The sequence below is a fragment of the Salinisphaera dokdonensis CL-ES53 genome, from assembly GCF_040361215.1.
GTDB classification, from domain to species: domain Bacteria; phylum Pseudomonadota; class Gammaproteobacteria; order Nevskiales; family Salinisphaeraceae; genus Salinisphaera; species Salinisphaera dokdonensis.
This window is the reverse complement of the sequence record NZ_APND01000002.1, coordinates 1-14,998: the sequence shown is the minus strand read 5'-3', so window position 1 is coordinate 14,998 and position 14,998 is coordinate 1. Positions and strand designations below refer to the sequence as shown.

Genomic DNA, 14,998 nt, shown 5'->3' with positions numbered 1-14,998 from the left:
GGAGTGGTTACAGCCCGACGACGCCGGTACGGATCGCCAGACGAGTCAGGTCGGCGGTGCCGCCGACGCCGAGTTTCGCGCGCAGCCGCGAGGCATGGTTGGCCACGGTCTTGGGGCTGAGAAAGAGTTCGTCGGCAATCGCGTTGACGCTGGCGCCCGAGGCGAGCAGCCGAAAGATCTCGAACTCACGCGACGACAGACAGGAGAGGGGGCTGTCGATTTCCGCGGGCGCGGCCTCTTCGTCGACCAGTGCCGCGCCGATATAGCGTTTGCCCTTTGCGACCTGGCGTACGGCATCAATCAGCACGTCGGCAACGGCGCGCTTGCCGATATAACCGGTGGCGCCGGCAGCCAGCGCGCGGCGTACGAAGATTTCTTCTTCGTGGACGGAGAACACCAGAATGCGCGTGCCGGGATTGCGACTGCAGATACGCCGGGTGGCTTCGATACCGCTCATGCCCGGCAGGGACAGGTCCATGACGATGACATCGAAATCCTGCTCGCGAGATAGGGCATAGGCGCGTTCGCCGCTGTCGGCCTCGCCGACAACCTCGATATCGCCGGCCATCTTAAGCAGCCGCCCATAGCCGGCGCGCACGACCGCGTGGTCGTCGACCAGCAGCACCCGGATCGATTGGCTCGTCATGCGTGTTCTCTCCTCCACCGGCCGGATCGGATGCCGGCCCTTTGCACCTGTGGTGCTGCGCGCGTGATGCGCGTTCTATCTACAAGATAGCGTATCCGTCACGTCTAAGCGGTGGCCAGTAAAAGAAAAGCCGGCTGCCAAAGGGCGCAGCCGGCTCGGGGGCATCCTTGGGGGAGACAAGGATGCAGCAACACGCCCGGTTTAGAGGGCGACCGTCACGGCCTTGCACTCGGTGTAGTTATTGAGCACCTGCTCGCCCATCTCACGGCCCCAGCCCGACTGCTTGTAGCCGCCGAACGGCAGCGCCGCATCGAAGATGTTGTAGCAGTTGACCCATACCGTACCGGCGCGCAGTTTCGCGGCCAGCTTGTGGGCACGACCGACGTCCTGCGTCCACACGCCGGACGCCAGGCCGAACACCGTGTCGTTGGCACGACGGACGAGGTCCGCGTCGACGTCGGTGAACTTCGTGGCAGTCACGACCGGCCCGAAGATCTCTTCCTGTACGACCTTCATGTCATCCGACACGTCGGTGAGCACAGTGGGTTGTACGAAGTAGCCTTCGCCATCGCCGCGTCCGCCGCCGGCCGCTGCTGTCGCGCCCTGGCTCTTGCCGGATTCGAGAAAGCCGGTCACGCGATCGAACTGCGTGCGTGAAACCAGGGGCCCCATCTGGGTTTCCGGGTCCAGACCCGGGCCGAGCTTGATGTTACGGGCGAAATCCGCAACGCCTTCCACGACTTGGTCGTAGATCTTTTCGTGCACGAAAAGACGCGAGCCGGCCGCACAGCACTGGCCGTGGTTGAAGAAGATGGCGTTCGCCGCACCGGGGATCGCCTTCTCGAGATCGGCGTCGTCTAGGATGATGTTCGGCGACTTGCCGCCCAGTTCCAGCGATACCTTCTTGAGGTTGCCCTTGGCAGCATCGACGATCAGCCGGCCGACTTCGGTCGAGCCCGTGAACGCGATCTTGTCGACATCCGGATGCGCCGCAATCGGGGCGCCGGCTTCTTCACCGAAACCGGTGATGATGTTGACCACGCCGTCCGGCACGCCGGCTTCCTGCATGATTTCGGCCAGCTTCAGGCCCGACAGCGGGGTCTCCTCGGCCAGCTTCATGACGACGGTATTGCCGGTCGCCAACGCAGGCGCCAGCTTCCAGGCCGCCATCAGCAGCGGGAAGTTCCAGGGAATGATCTGGCCGCAGACACCGACCGGCTCGCGACGGGTGTAGGCATGCCATTCCGCGCCCGGCGCATAAGGCACCGTGGGGGTGATCATCTGCCCCGTGAGCTTGGTCGCCCAGCCGGCCATGTAGCGAAACATCTCCGCGGCCAGCGGCACATCGGCGGCACGTGAGATGGAAATCGGCTTGCCGTTGTCCAGGGATTCGAGCTGAGCCAGCTCTTCCTGGTAATGCATGATCAGATCGCCGATCTTCCAGACGATCTGCTGGCGCTCGGCCGGGGCCATCTTGGTCCAGGGGCCATCGTCGAACGCCTTGCGGGCCGCTTTCACGGCCTTGTCGACATCGACCTTGGACGCCGACTGCGCCTGGGCAATCACTTTGTCGGTGGACGGGTTGTACACATCGAAAGTCTCGCCCGACTCGGCAGCGACCCACTGGCCGCCGATGAGCATCTTGCGCGGGCTATCGATAAATTGCTGGACGCTCGGTTCGAGCGATACTTCAGAAGCAGCTACAGCACTCATCTTATTTACTCCTCCGGTCATTTTTGTAATCACCCGGCGATTGGATACCGCCGTGGCTTGCGTTGCGAGCGCCCGCTGTCGACTTGCGGACAGCTGCGCGCCTGCCGGGGGAATCGCAAGATTCAGGCCACGCGGGAAAGCGCCGTAAACGCGGCATTTGCAGGCGATCCGGCAAAGGCGTGTGTGGCGACTGTCACGCATGTGGGACAGCCGTGTTGCACGCTGCGCCAGATCGGCGGCGGCGAGTTGTGCAGCGTCGCCAAAACTGCTAAAACAAGGCAAGACTGCGCGTCAATAAAAGACCTCGATAGACGCAGACAAAATAATAATTAAGAAGCGTGGCCCGGCCATGTCTTCACGGAGGAGAGCAGATGATCAACCCAGCGACGCAGCGTCCGTCTGCGATGTCTGCCCGTGCCCGGCCGAATACGCCGGATCTCGTGGCCGGCTCGTGGGACCGATGCATTCGTGACTATGGTCTCGATCCGGCCCGGATCGAGCTGGATGTCGTCTCTCGCAGCAAACTCAGCGAACATCGCGACGAGCTCGGCGAGGTGGTTTCGATCGCCCGCGCCGAGATGGAGAACCTCGCCGCTCAGATTGCCGGTTCCGGCTATGCGTTGCTGCTCACCGACGCCCACGGCGTGATTCTCTATAACCGGGTCGAGCAGGCGCTGCGTACCAGCTTTCGTGCGGCTGGCCTGTGGGACGGCGCCGACTGGAGCGAGTTTCGCCAGGGGACCAACGGTATCGGCACCTGCATCGTCGAACATCGTCCGGTGACCATCCACTGCGCCGATCACTTCGCCAACCGCAACACCTCGTTAAGCTGTTCGGCGGCACCAATTCGCAACGCGCAGGGCAACTTGCTCGCGGTGCTCGACGCCTCGTCCGTGCAATGTGAGGGCACGCGTGCCGGCCAGACCCATACCGTGGCCCTGGTGAGCATGTCGGCGCGGCTGATCGAAAAGTGCATCTTCCTCAACGCCAACAGCGAAAACCTGGTGCTGCGTTTCCACAGCCGGCCGGAGTTCGTCAGCCTTATTCACGACGGTATGATCGCCGTGGACGAGAGCGGCCATATCGTGGCTGTCGACGACAGTGCGGCGATGCAGCTGGGCTGCGATCGACGTGAAGAGCTGACGGGCCGGGCCATCGACGAGATATTCGATATGGACGCGGCGGCGCTCGCCGAGCGGGCCGGCGCCAAGACACAGACCGTCTGGCCGCTGCACGAGCACCGGCGCGGGCGTCGTTACTACGCTCGTGCGCGTTCGCCAGCCGAGGTCAATCGTAGCCAGCGTGTTACGGCGGCCCATAACGACGATGCGGCGCTGCGAATCAGTGCCGCGCGCCGGCATCAGACGCGCGGCTTTGCCGACCTGCAGGGGTCGGACCCACGCATGGCCGAGAATGTGCGCTGTGCACGGCGCGTGGTCGATCGCCAGGTTCAGATCATGCTGCGCGGCGAGACCGGTACCGGCAAGGAAGTCTTTGCCCGCGCGATTCACGGCGTGAGCCGGCGCTCGGCGTCACCGTTCGTGGCCGTCAACTGTGCCGCAATCCCTGAAACGCTGATCGAGTCCGAACTGTTTGGCTACAAGCCGGGAGCGTTCACCGGCGCACGGCGCGACGGCATGCGCGGCAAGATTCTGCAGTCGTCCGGCGGCACGCTGTTTCTGGACGAGATCGGCGATATGCCGGTCGAATTGCAGACCCGTCTGCTGCGTGTTCTTGAAGAACGCGAAGTGGTGCCCCTGGGTAGCGAAACGCCGATCCCGGTCGATCTCAACGTGATCTCGGCCACCCATGCGGACCTCGCCGATCTGGTCGAGTCCGGTGGTTTTCGCAAGGACCTGTACTACCGCCTCAATGGCATCACGCTCACGCTGCCCGCGGTACGCGAGCGCGCGGATCTGCACAGTTTGTTGCGCAGCGTTGTCGCGTTCGAACACGACGGCGAAGTCGCGATCAAGGTCGCCGAAGACGCGCTCTCCGCACTCGTGCGCTACGACTGGCCGGGCAACATCCGCCAGATGCGCAACGTGATGCGTACCGCGCTCGCGCTCTGCGAGGACTCGATCATCCGGCTGTCCGATCTGCCGGCAGAGCTCACCGACCAAGTCGATGCGCATCGCGGCGAATCCGGCACCGCCGGCTGCAGTGCCGACTCGGCCAGCGCCAATCCGCTCGACTGTGCCGAACGTGCCGCACTGCTGTCGGCGCTGGACGAGAATCGCTGGAACATCACCAATACTGCGGGGCAGCTTTCGATGAGCCGCAACACGCTGTATCGGAAGATGAAGAAGCACGAGATTCCGCCTTCGCGCGAGCGTTGATCCGCGCCCGATCGTGCGCTCTTGTGCGCGATCATGGTCTGGCACGACTCCTGCCTTGAGAGTCGGATCAGACCTATTGATGCGCAAGGACGAAAGCCATGTATGTACGCGTGCTCGGATCGGCCGCCGGCGGCGGTTTCCCGCAGTGGAACACCAACGTCGGGCTGAACCACCAACTGCATGAAGGCACCACGCGTGCGACCGCGCGAACCCAGTCGTCGATCGCCGTCAGCGCCGATTACAAGCACTGGCTGCTGGTCAACGCCTCGCCCGATGTGCGCCAGCAGGTGCTGGATTTCCCCGCCCTGCGACCGGCACCCGGTAAACGTGGCACCGGCATCGGCGCGATCCTGCTCATGGATAGCCAGATCGATCACGCTACGGGCCTGATCATCCTGCGCGAGGGCGATACCCTGCCGATCTGGTCCACGCGTCCGGTCTATGAAGATCTGACCACCGGCTTGCCGTTGTTCAACGTGCTCGAGCACTACTGCGGTGTGGACTGGCACGAGATCGATACCGCGGCGGCGTCGTTTGCGATCGACGGCGTGCCGGGGCTGTCGTTCCGGGCCGTCGAGCTGTCTTCGGCCGCGCCGCCGTATTCGCCGCACCGTGGCGATCCACATCCGGGCGACAACATCGGCCTGATCGTCACCGACGATGCCACCGGCGGCACGTTGTTCTACGCGCCCGGCCTCGGCGCGCCGGACGAGAGCATCGCTGACATTGCGCGCGAGTCGGACTGCCTGCTGGTCGATGGCACTTTTTTTACCGAAACCGAGATGATCGACCAGGGCGTAGGCGTGAAGCCCGCCGCCGAGATGGGCCATCTGCCGCAGTCCGGCGAGAACGGCATGCTGGCCTGGCTCGCGGATTTTCCGTCCACGCGCCGCGTGCTCATCCATATCAACAACACCAACCCGATCCTCGATCCGGATTCGCCGGAGCGCGCGACGGTCGAGGCCGAGGGCGTTGAAGTGGCGTATGACGGCATGGAAATCCAGTTATGAGCACGCGCGACGAGATGACGCCTTGGTCGCGCGACGAGTTCGAAGCGCGGCTCCGGGGCTTGGGCGCGCGGTATCACATCCATCATCCCTATCATCGGATGATGCACGAAGGGCATTGCACGCCGGAGCAGATTCGCGGCTGGGTGATCAACCGCTATTACTACCAGGTGAGCATTCCCATCAAGGATGCGAATGTGCTCGCGAATTGTCCCGACCCCGAGGCACGCCGGCTGTGGGTGCAGCGCATCCTCGACCACGACGGTGCGGAAGGCGAGGTCGGCGGCATCGAAGCCTGGCTGGCGCTGGCCGAAGCCTGCGGGCTGGATCGCGAGCGTGTTGCCTCGCTCGATGACGTGCTGCCCGGCGTGCGTTTCGCGGTCGATGCCTATGTGAATTTCGCGCGGCGTTCGACTTGGCAGGAAGCCGCCTGCTCATCGCTGACCGAGTTGTTTGCGCCGGAAATCCACCAGCAACGCCTGACCGGCTGGCCGGATCACTACCCGTGGATCGACGATTCCGGCCTGAGTTATTTCCGCAAGCGCCTGTCGGAAGCACGGCGAGACGTCGAGCACGGCCTGCGGGTCACGCTCGATCATTTCACCACCCGGGCCGAGCAGGAGCACGCCATGTCCATTCTGCAGTTCAAGCTCGACGTGCTATGGACCATGCTCGACGCGATGTGGATGGCCTATGTCGAGGATCGGCCGCCGTACCACAGCTGCCCGGAGGCGAGCCGATGAGCGCGCCGGATGCGATAGACGCCGAGGCCGTGCCGCGGATCGCGCGTGGTCATCGCATGCAGTTCGAGCCGGCGCAGGACTGCCATGTGCTGCTCTACCCGGAAGGCATGATCACGCTCAATCCCAGTGCGGCGGAAATCCTGCAGCGCTGCGATGGGCAGCGTAGCGTGCAAGTGATTTGCGACGATCTCTCAGCTGCGTTCGACGGCGCCGATGTCACCGGCGACGTGTACGAATTCCTACGCCTGGCTGCGTCTCAGGGCTGGGTGCGGCTCAACTGAGCGGACGCGCCTATTGCGGCGCGGTTGTGCGCCTTGCCTGGCCTGGCTCAGCTTTCGCGATGCTCGGCGTGCAGACGCTTGGAGTTCTTGGGATTGCGGAACACAATCGGCTGCGCTGTCGGCCCCTCGATAGGCCGGTTGTTGGCGCGCTCGACCGCGTCGGTTACGAGATGATGCTCGGGTGACTTGGCACAGACCGGGTCCGCCGCATACATGTCGCCGGTGAGCATATAGGCCTGGCAGCGACAGCCGCCGAAGTCCTTGGTCTTTTCCGAGCAGCTGCGACAGGGTTCCTTCATCCAGTCGTAGCCGCGGAAATGATTGAACGCCGGCGATTCGCCCCAGATCCAATCGATATCGTGATCGACCACGTTCGGGAACTCGAGTCCGGGCAGCTGCCGCGCGGCATGGCAGGGGAGGGCGACGCCGTCGGGCGCGATGGTGAGGAAGATATCCCCCCAGCCGCTCATGCAGGCCTTGGGCCGGTCCTCGTAGTAATCGGGCACGATGAAATAGAGCTTCATGCGGCCGCCGCGCTCACGGTATGCGGTGGTCACACGCTCCGCGTGGGCGAGCTGCTCGCGGGTGGGCATGAGCGCATCGCGGTTGTGCCAGGCCCAGCCGTAGTATTGGGTATTGGCCAGTTCCACGTAGTCGGCATCGAGCGCCTCGGCCATCGCGATGATCTCTTCGATATCGTCGATGTTCTTCCGGTGCAGCACGATATTGAGCACCATCGGGTAGCCGTGGCGCTTGATCGAGCGGGCCATGTCCTTCTTCTTCTCGAAGCTGTCGGTGCCGCCGAGGAAGTTGTTCATCTCGGCGTTGCTGGCCTGGAAACTGATCTGGATATGATCGAGCCCGGCCTCGGCAAGGCGCGCCACGCGGTCATCGTCCATGCCGATGCCCGACGTGATCAGGTTGGAATAGAAACCCAGCCGCCGACCTTCGGCCACGATCTCCTCAAGATCCTGGCGGACCAGCGGTTCGCCGCCCGACAGGCCCAGCTGGGCAGCACCCATCTCGCGCGCCTGGCGCAGCACCTTCTTCCACGCCTCGGTGTCGATCTCGCGGCCGATTCGCGCCATTTCGGTGGGGTTGCTGCAATACGGACACTGCAACGGGCAGGCATAGGTCAGCTCGGCAAGCAGCCAGAGCGGGCGCGCCGGCGTCTCACCGTCGTGACGGGTCGGCAGATTGGCGGTATCGGTAGCCATGAGGACGAGTTCTGCGAGGGGTCGCGCAATAGAAAGGGGGCTCAAAAGCCCCCTTCCGCATGTCAGACAATCGCTGTTAGCGGTTGTTGACGTACATCGTGATTTCAAAACCCAGACGTAGGTCATGGGCCTTGGGTGTGGTCCACTGTTTCATGGCGATCTCCTGTCATTATTGTGAATAGGCACTACACGATGATGCATCGACCATGCCAGTGGCGGTCTGTGTCCGAGGTGGCTGCAAGGCGCTGATCTGAAAAAAGAACTCCTGGCTGGAATCGGGGTTTTCGAGTCAGCTTGGCCAATTGGCCAGTGATCGGCGAATAGTGGCCAGCCGAGTTGGCCAATAGTGGCCATATTCGTGCCGACGAGACAGGTAGTCGCTGCGCAATCTAGACTCATCGCATGTGGATACGTCCTGCCGATTCGCTCAAGCACCTGATTCGCCGCTACCAGCTGGCCTTGATTGTCGTGCTGACAGTCGCCGCAGGCTTGGGCGGCCTCTGGGCGAGTTTCTGGCAGACGGGTTATCAGACGTCGCTTCGCTTCAACGGTCTGCTGGTGGAAGCCCAGGCGGTGCGTGGCGACCTCTACCGCCAGATCAAGGCCGTGGATGCCGTGCGAGAGGGCGCGCCGCGCGACGACTACTGGCAACGGCTCTATCGAATCGACGAGCATTTCTATCGCATGCGTGAGTACGCGGATACGTCGGCGGAGCAGGCCAGCATCGCGCGCATGGAAACCGCTTACGGGCTGATTCTCGCGGCGATGAACCGTGTCGTCACGACGCCCGATAGCGGGGCGGACGAAGCGACCACCGGGGTTTGGCAGACCGAGGATTTCGAGGCGGCCTACAACAAGCTCACCCGCCAGGTCGCGATCCAGCGCGACCAACTGGCCGAACGGCTCAGCCTGTGGAATCGGCTCGCACCGTGGCTGGCCTGGCTACCATTGATACTGGGCGTGGCGTTGGCGATCTGGCTCAATCGGCGCTTCGCCCGCGGATTTCTTCAGCCGCTCGAACGGCTGGTTGCGGGCACATCCGAGCTTGCCAGCGGGCGCCTGAGTCATCGCCTGCCGAATAACGGCGTGGCCGAGGTGCGCCAACTAGCCGACACGCTCAATGCGATGGCCGCCGAACTCGAACACAAGCGCCGCGCGCTCATCGAACGCGAACGCCAGGCCGCGCTCGGTGCGCTCGTGCCAGTAATCGCGCACAACATCCGCAATCCGTTGGCTGGCATCCGTGCCAACGCTCAGATGCTTGACCGCCAGGCGCCGGCCGACGAGATCGAGGAGACAGGCGCCGACATCATGGACGCAGCGGACCGGCTGGAGCGCTGGCTGAACGCGCTGTTGTCCTATCTGCACCCGCTCGATCTCAAGCGCGAGCGCCATGCGCTGGACGATATCGTCGACGGCGCGATCGCCGCGCTCGGCGGTCGGCTTGCGGCCGCCAATATCACGCTCGAACGGGAACGCGCGCCGGTGCACGTCGATGTCGATGCGCCGCTGCTGGAACAGGCGCTGCATGGTCTGCTCGCAAACGCCCTGGAGGCATCGCCGCCGGGGGCGTGTTTGCAGGTGACGACCGCGGTCGAAAGCGAGCAGGCGATACTGGCGATCTGCGACCAGGGCCCGGGCATGGCCGTCGTGCCCGATCCGCAGGCCAGCGCGCCGTTGCCGACCACCAAGCGCCGGGGCACGGGCCTGGGCATTCCTTTTGCCTACAAGGTGATCCACGCCCACGATGGCGAACTGAACTACGACAGCGCGCCGGGCGGTGGCACCCGCGTGCGCGTCCGGCTGCCCGGGGGCGAACACGCATGAGCGCGCCGCATATTCTGTTGCTGGAAGACGAAGGCGCGCTGGCACGTGCGCTGGATCGACGCCTGCGCCGCGACGGTTATACCGTCGCCGTCTGCGAGACGCTGGCCAACGCCAAGCTCGCCGCGCGTCGTCGCCGGCCCGATCTGGCCGTGCTCGATCTACGGCTGCCGGATGGCTACGGCCTCGATTTTCTCGAATGGCTGCGCGCGGAAGTCGCCGATATACCGGCTATCGTCATGACCGCGTTCGGCGAACTCGACGATGCCATCGCCGCTATGCGTCTCGGTGCGGTCGATTTCCTCAAGAAACCTCTCGATCTCGATGCGTTGCACCGGATTGCGGCTGATGCGCTGGCCCATGAGACGCCCGCCACGCGCGCTGCGGATACCAGGCACGGGGCAACGCCCACCGAAGACAGCGCATTGATCGGCGATAGCGCGGCCATGCGTACGGTCGCGGCCCAGCTCGACCGTATTGCCGCGCTGGCGACGAGCGATGCGCCACCGAACGTGCTCATCACCGGCGAGACGGGCACCGGCAAGGACCGGATCGCGCGCGTGCTGCATGGCCGGTCCGCACGGGCCGAGGCCGAATTCGTGCAGGTCGATTGCGCTGCCTTGCCGCGCGATCTGATCGAGGCCGAGCTGTTCGGCCACGAGAAGGGCGCCTTCACCAACGCGCATCGCGCCCGTCGTGGCCTGCTTGCGGCGGCGGGGCGGGGCACCGCGTTTCTCAACGAGATCGGTGAGCTGCCGATGGGTCTACAGGCCAAGCTGCTCACGGCGCTGGAGTCCCGCACCGTGCGCGAGATCGGCAGCGACACGGAGCGCGAGATTGATGCCTGGTTCGTGGCCGCGACCAATCGCGATCTCGCCGCACTCATGCAGACCGGCGAATTCCGTCAGGATCTCTACTATCGCCTCAACGTCCTTACGCTGCACTTGCCGCCACTGCGTGAACGTGGCGACGATATGATCGCGCTGGCCGAGCATTTCGTGGCCCGTACCGCGGCCCGACATGATCGCCCGGCACCACGCATGGCGAGTGATACGCGCGATGCGCTGCTCGGCCACGACTGGCCCGGCAACGTGCGCGAGCTGCGCCATGTAATCGAACGCGCCGTGCTCGTGCATGCCGAGGATGTGCTCGAAGCCGCACACCTGCAGCTACCCGCGCCGTGGGTTTCGCTATCTCGTGACGCTACTGACTCGATTCCAACGAGCGCTTCAGCATCGGCGGGCACGCTGGCCGATAACGAACGAGTACTCATCGAGCGCACGCTCGCCGAAAGTCGCCAGAACATATCCGAGGCGGCGCGCCGGCTGGGTTTGAGCCGAGGTGCGCTGCGTTACCGACTAGAGAAGTATGGGTTGGAAGGGCGCTAACGGCCCGCAGAGAGAATAGGAGCCGGTATCAGTAGCGTCTTTTAGTCTGGCCGCGTATTTAGCCCACGACTGATTCGGGCGGTTCCGGCCGTTCTCGATCGAGCAATGCTAATGCCCAAGCATGGTGTTTGACGCGGTCAAGCGGGTCTCTTCATCAGGCGCATAGGCTTCGAAGAAGATCTTGGCCAGTACGCTGACCAACTGCGCTTGCCCGCTCGTATCGCGTTCGCCGAGCGGCAGTACCACGGCTTCCATAATCGCGATGAAGGCCCGCGCGATTTCTTCCGGGGGCGCGTTCTGTTTCAGGCGATGGGCTTGCTGAGCGGCGATGACGTAGGTACCGATCTGTTTGCGTGCCTGCTGTTCGAAAGATGTCAGCACTTCTCGCGCTTCGGGGACCGCGGCGGTATTGGGCTTGAGCCAGTAGCCGCCGACACCGTCCGCTATGCGGCTATCCATGCTGAGGTGCTGCAACCCCTTGAACAGCAGGATCACACGCATTAGCGGATCGCTGGACGAGCAGGCGAACTGCAGCACGTGCGCGTCGAACAAGGCCACGAGCTGCATCATGCAGTCGGAATAGAGTGCGCCCTTGCCGGAAAAATGACCGTACAGCGCTGACTTGGTCAGGCGAGCCTCACGGGCAATGGCCACCAGCGATACGCCGTCGTAGCCAAACTGGCCGAACAGACGAAACGAAACGTTGCGTAGATGGGTGTGGGTGTCCCCCATCTCGGAGGCTGGGCGCCGTGCCATGAAGTCATCTTATCGAGTGGGGCTGGATAATATCATCCTTGTAATTGAACGATCGATCGTTTAATTTTAGAGCGCGATAAGGCTGAAAACATCGTCAAAGCAATAAACGGCCTACGGAGAAAACCATGAGTATTAACGCCGCCGACCTGGGTCGGACTACCGACTCGAAGAGATACCTCTGGCTTTGGGGCATCGTTGTAGCATTCCTGCCATTGATAGGCGGGAGCCTGGCTGAACTCACGGGCTGGACGGCGATGTGGTTCTTTGCGCCGGTCTTTCTTTACCTGCTGGTGCCGATTGCCGACTACTGGGTTGGCGAGGATTCGTCGAACCCCGACCAAAGCGTACTCACGCAATTGGAGTCCGATCCCTATTACCGCTGGTGTACGTACCTGTTCATTCCGGTGCAGTACGCGGTGACGATCTGGGCGGCGTGGCTCGTCGGAACCGGGATGCTGAGCTGGGTTGCGTTGGTCGGACTGACCTGGTCAACCAGCATCGTGTCCGGTGTGGCCATCAATACTGCACACGAGCTCGGCCACAAGAAGCCGGCGATCGAGCGGTGGTTTTCCAAGATCGCGCTCGCTCCAGTGGCCTACGGGCATTTCTTCGTCGAACACAACAAGGGTCATCACCGGCACGTGGCCACGCCCCACGATCCGGCGAGCTCCCGAATGGGCGAATCCTTCTACGCTTTTCTCCCTAGAACGATGGGCGGCAGCCTTCGTTCGGCATGGGAGATTGAGCGTCTGCGGTTAGAGCGCAGCGGCAAGTCGGTCTGGAGTGTGCACAACGACAATCTCCAAGCCTGGGCAATGACCGTGGTCTTGTACGGCACGCTCACCGTCGCGTTTGGCTGGGCGGTGCTGCCGTTCCTGCTGATACAAGCGTTCTTCGGCGCCGCGTTGCTCGAGGTCGTCAATTACCTGGAGCACTACGGGCTGTTACGACAGCGTGCAGCAGACGGCCGTTATGAACGGTGTCAGCCGCGTCATTCGTGGAACAACAATCACGTCGTCACGAATGTGCTGCTCTACCACCTGCAACGGCATTCCGATCATCACGCGCATCCCACCCGTCGTTACCAAGCGTTGCGGCATTTCGAGGATGCGCCCCAGCTGCCGACGGGTTACGCCGGCATGATCGTGCTGGCGTTTATTCCGCCGCTGTGGTTCCGGATTATGGACCCGCGCGTCGTAGCGCATCATCGGGGCGATCTTCGATACGCCAACCTACAGCCGGGCAAGCGCGAGACGCTGTTCAATCGTTACCCGGCACCGTTGGATGCCGCTACGAATGACCCCGGCTTGGCGCCGGCCGACGCGACCTCGCAAGAACACGTTGGCGAGAACCCAGAGCACCCGTCGACGAGCACGTCGCGCTTCGCGTGCGTGGAATGTGGCTATGTCTACGACGAGCGCGAAGGCTGCCCGAGCGAAGGCTTCGAGCCGGGCACGCCGTGGTCCCGTATCCCGGATTCTTGGGCATGCCCGCAATGCGCGGTGCGCGAAAAGGTCGATTTCATCCCCGCGGGCTCCTGAATCCAGCAAGTCCATGTGGCTATGGCTGCCCTGAAATTTCGGGTTGGCTAAAAGACGAGGCGCCGGCCTCGGATAACCGGCATAAAGCAATAAAGCACTAAGAGGAGATATGCATGCTGAGAGCACGTTCAGGTCTACGCGCAGCGACAGGGTTAACCCTGTGTGCCGCATTCTTTCTGATGGGTGCCGTTCAACCGGCCTGGTCTCAATCAGAGCAGAAAACGTTCTGCATCTATGACCCCATCGGGGCGAACGGCTTCATCTATCAGTCGTTCCAGGATTACATCGTGCAGGCGCGTAGCTGGGGTGTAGACCTCAATCCCCGCGCCTACACGGATGAGGCGGTCGCTGCCAACGATTTCAAAGCCGGCAAATGCGACATGACCGCCATCACAGGCGTACGCAATATTCATTTCGTGAAGTTTGCGGGCAGCCTCGACATGGCAGGCGGGCTGCAGACCTACGAACAGGAACGCACCGCCATCAAGGTAATGTCCAGCCCGAAAGCGGCCCAATACATGCAACAGGACGGCTACGAAGTCGCGGGCATCACGCCACTCGGCAAGGCGTTTCTGTTCGCTCGCGAAAAGAGCAGTCTGGATAGCCTCAACAAACTCGCGGGAAAGAAGATCGCGGTGATGTCGTACGACAAGCAGGCATCCACGTTGTCGAACGTGGCCGGTGCGTCTCCGGTTGGTGCGTCGATCGCGTCGTTCGGCCCGATGTTCAATAACGGTAGTGTGGATCTGGCCTATGCGCCTTCCTTCGCCTACAACGCGCTAGAGCTGTACAAGGGCTTGGGTGAGAACGGCGGCATCGCCGACTTCGTACTGGGTATGCTGTCCGCTCAAATCGTCATACATCAGGATGGTTTTGCTGATGACTTCGGCCAGAAATCGCGCACCTGGGTCATGCAGAACATGTTCGACAGCACCCTGCGGCGTGTAGAACGGGCCGATGCCGACATCCCGGACAAATACTGGGTGCAAGTCTCCGGGGATCGTGATGCCGAATATCGCGAGATGTTTCGCAATACGCGAGAGAAGCTCTGGGATCAGAACTGGTACAGCCATCGAACACAGCATCTTCTGAAGAAGATTCGTTGTTCGGCCAACAACGCCCTTTCGGAATGCAGCATGGCCAGCGAAGGCGGCGCCATCAACTGATCTAAAGAATCGACTTGTCTGCCCCACCTGTCGATGCCGGGCACTATCTGATCGAGATAGTGCCCGGTTTTTTTTGCACCAAATCTCAGAAAACGCGTTTCAAAGCCGAACTGCGTAGGCCGAATCTTTGGCGCTCCACCGAGCGGTGCGATGACTACCGGGTGCTTCCGTATCCGCCAGCGCGTTGGCCGACAACGAACGCAGACTGATAGGGCGCACGTTTCCGTAAACCAGCTAGAACATACTGGAGACCGCACGTCGGTTGGGTTCGAGCTGCGGCGCGTTGCGTTACCGGCTGGAGGAATACTGACTTGAAGGCCGCTAACGACCCAGGCTGTGTGAAAACGCTCCCACCGGCTAAACTTCTCGCAGGCTAT

Annotated in this window: 13 protein-coding genes; 8 read left to right on the top strand and 5 right to left on the bottom strand. The window is 62.7% G+C overall.

Going from position 1 to position 14,998, the window contains the following annotated elements:
* Nucleotides 1-7 precede the first annotated feature (7 nt).
* Together SADO_RS06070 and SADO_RS06065 are read right to left on the bottom strand one after the other, a co-directional pair.
* Nucleotides 8-646: a response regulator gene (locus SADO_RS06070; protein WP_353110120.1), complete on the bottom strand. Its 639-nt coding sequence runs from the start codon at nucleotides 644-646 to the stop codon at nucleotides 8-10.
* A 201-nt stretch (nucleotides 647-847) separates the two neighbouring features.
* Complete coding sequence (locus SADO_RS06065) at nucleotides 848-2,359, bottom strand: aldehyde dehydrogenase family protein (protein WP_353110117.1); 1,512 nt, start codon at nucleotides 2,357-2,359, stop codon at nucleotides 848-850.
* Nucleotides 2,360-2,730: 371 nt separating this feature from the next.
* On the opposite strand from SADO_RS06065, the gene SADO_RS06060 reads away from it, so the two are divergent.
* The 4 genes from SADO_RS06060 (at nucleotide 2,731) to pqqD (ending at nucleotide 6,729) form a co-directional block, all read left to right on the top strand.
* Nucleotides 2,731-4,698 carry a sigma-54-dependent Fis family transcriptional regulator gene (locus SADO_RS06060; RefSeq protein WP_353110115.1) on the top strand — a complete coding sequence of 656 codons (1,968 nt, stop codon included), beginning with the start codon at nucleotides 2,731-2,733 and terminating at the stop codon, nucleotides 4,696-4,698.
* Nucleotides 4,699-4,796: 98 nt separating this feature from the next.
* Complete coding sequence (gene pqqB / locus SADO_RS06055) at nucleotides 4,797-5,708, top strand: pyrroloquinoline quinone biosynthesis protein PqqB (RefSeq protein ID WP_353110113.1); 912 nt, start codon at nucleotides 4,797-4,799, stop codon at nucleotides 5,706-5,708.
* The gene (gene pqqC / locus SADO_RS06050) at nucleotides 5,705-6,448 is read left to right on the top strand and encodes a pyrroloquinoline-quinone synthase PqqC (protein ID WP_353110112.1); all 744 of its coding nucleotides are present in this window, start codon (nucleotides 5,705-5,707) and stop codon (nucleotides 6,446-6,448) included. The genes pqqB and pqqC overlap by 4 nt, the downstream gene beginning before the upstream one ends.
* Nucleotides 6,445-6,729 (top strand): pyrroloquinoline quinone biosynthesis peptide chaperone PqqD, encoded by a 285-nt coding sequence (gene pqqD / locus SADO_RS06045; protein ID WP_353110110.1) that lies wholly within the window; start codon nucleotides 6,445-6,447, stop codon nucleotides 6,727-6,729. Before pqqC ends, pqqD begins: the two co-directional genes overlap by 4 nt.
* A gap of 47 nt (nucleotides 6,730-6,776) precedes the next feature.
* Here pqqD and pqqE read toward each other — a convergent pair whose 3' ends face one another.
* Nucleotides 6,777-7,946 carry a pyrroloquinoline quinone biosynthesis protein PqqE gene (gene pqqE / locus SADO_RS06040; protein ID WP_353110109.1) on the bottom strand — a complete coding sequence of 390 codons (1,170 nt, stop codon included), beginning with the start codon at nucleotides 7,944-7,946 and terminating at the stop codon, nucleotides 6,777-6,779.
* Nucleotides 7,947-8,022: 76 nt separating this feature from the next.
* Nucleotides 8,023-8,100, bottom strand: a complete 78-nt coding sequence (gene pqqA, locus SADO_RS06035) for a pyrroloquinoline quinone precursor peptide PqqA (RefSeq protein WP_209059483.1) — start codon at nucleotides 8,098-8,100, stop codon at nucleotides 8,023-8,025.
* Nucleotides 8,101-8,348: 248 nt separating this feature from the next.
* On the opposite strand from pqqA, the gene SADO_RS06030 reads away from it, so the two are divergent.
* Both SADO_RS06030 and SADO_RS06025 read left to right on the top strand, forming a co-directional pair.
* Nucleotides 8,349-9,773: a sensor histidine kinase gene (locus SADO_RS06030; RefSeq protein ID WP_353110107.1), complete on the top strand. Its 1,425-nt coding sequence runs from the start codon at nucleotides 8,349-8,351 to the stop codon at nucleotides 9,771-9,773.
* Nucleotides 9,770-11,158, top strand: coding sequence for a sigma-54-dependent transcriptional regulator (locus SADO_RS06025; protein ID WP_353110105.1), 1,389 nt, complete (start codon nucleotides 9,770-9,772; stop codon nucleotides 11,156-11,158). Before SADO_RS06030 ends, SADO_RS06025 begins: the two co-directional genes overlap by 4 nt.
* 108 nt (nucleotides 11,159-11,266) lie before the next feature.
* Here SADO_RS06025 and SADO_RS06020 read toward each other — a convergent pair whose 3' ends face one another.
* Entirely contained in the window at nucleotides 11,267-11,914 is a 648-nt protein-coding gene (locus tag SADO_RS06020; protein ID WP_353110103.1) for a TetR/AcrR family transcriptional regulator, read from the bottom strand.
* Between the two features lie 125 nt (nucleotides 11,915-12,039).
* Here SADO_RS06020 and SADO_RS06015 point away from each other — a divergent pair, with 125 nt between their 5' ends.
* Both SADO_RS06015 and SADO_RS06010 read left to right on the top strand, forming a co-directional pair.
* Complete coding sequence (locus tag SADO_RS06015) at nucleotides 12,040-13,455, top strand: fatty acid desaturase (RefSeq protein WP_353110101.1); 1,416 nt, start codon at nucleotides 12,040-12,042, stop codon at nucleotides 13,453-13,455.
* Between the two features lie 113 nt (nucleotides 13,456-13,568).
* Nucleotides 13,569-14,621 (top strand): putative solute-binding protein, encoded by a 1,053-nt coding sequence (locus SADO_RS06010; protein ID WP_353110100.1) that lies wholly within the window; start codon nucleotides 13,569-13,571, stop codon nucleotides 14,619-14,621.
* Nucleotides 14,622-14,998: the final 377 nt, after the last annotated feature.

Excerpts from the sequence above, each read along its gene's own strand:
- SADO_RS06025 (WP_353110105.1), top strand. The coding sequence starts at position 9,770 with ATGAGCGCGCCGCATATTCTGTTGCTGGAAGACGAAGGCGCGCTGGCA.
- pqqE (WP_353110109.1), bottom strand. The coding sequence starts at position 7,946 with ATGGCTACCGATACCGCCAATCTGCCGACCCGTCACGACGGTGAGACG.
- SADO_RS06060 (WP_353110115.1), top strand. The coding sequence starts at position 2,731 with ATGATCAACCCAGCGACGCAGCGTCCGTCTGCGATGTCTGCCCGTGCC.
- SADO_RS06015 (WP_353110101.1), top strand. The coding sequence starts at position 12,040 with ATGAGTATTAACGCCGCCGACCTGGGTCGGACTACCGACTCGAAGAGA.
- SADO_RS06020 (WP_353110103.1), bottom strand. The coding sequence starts at position 11,914 with ATGGCACGGCGCCCAGCCTCCGAGATGGGGGACACCCACACCCATCTA.
- pqqA (WP_209059483.1), bottom strand. The coding sequence starts at position 8,100 with ATGAAACAGTGGACCACACCCAAGGCCCATGACCTACGTCTGGGTTTT.
- pqqD (WP_353110110.1), top strand. The coding sequence starts at position 6,445 with ATGAGCGCGCCGGATGCGATAGACGCCGAGGCCGTGCCGCGGATCGCG.
- SADO_RS06030 (WP_353110107.1), top strand. The coding sequence starts at position 8,349 with ATGTGGATACGTCCTGCCGATTCGCTCAAGCACCTGATTCGCCGCTAC.
- SADO_RS06065 (WP_353110117.1), bottom strand. The coding sequence starts at position 2,359 with ATGAGTGCTGTAGCTGCTTCTGAAGTATCGCTCGAACCGAGCGTCCAG.
- SADO_RS06070 (WP_353110120.1), bottom strand. The coding sequence starts at position 646 with ATGACGAGCCAATCGATCCGGGTGCTGCTGGTCGACGACCACGCGGTC.
- pqqC (WP_353110112.1), top strand. The coding sequence starts at position 5,705 with ATGAGCACGCGCGACGAGATGACGCCTTGGTCGCGCGACGAGTTCGAA.
- SADO_RS06010 (WP_353110100.1), top strand. The coding sequence starts at position 13,569 with ATGCTGAGAGCACGTTCAGGTCTACGCGCAGCGACAGGGTTAACCCTG.
- pqqB (WP_353110113.1), top strand. The coding sequence starts at position 4,797 with ATGTATGTACGCGTGCTCGGATCGGCCGCCGGCGGCGGTTTCCCGCAG.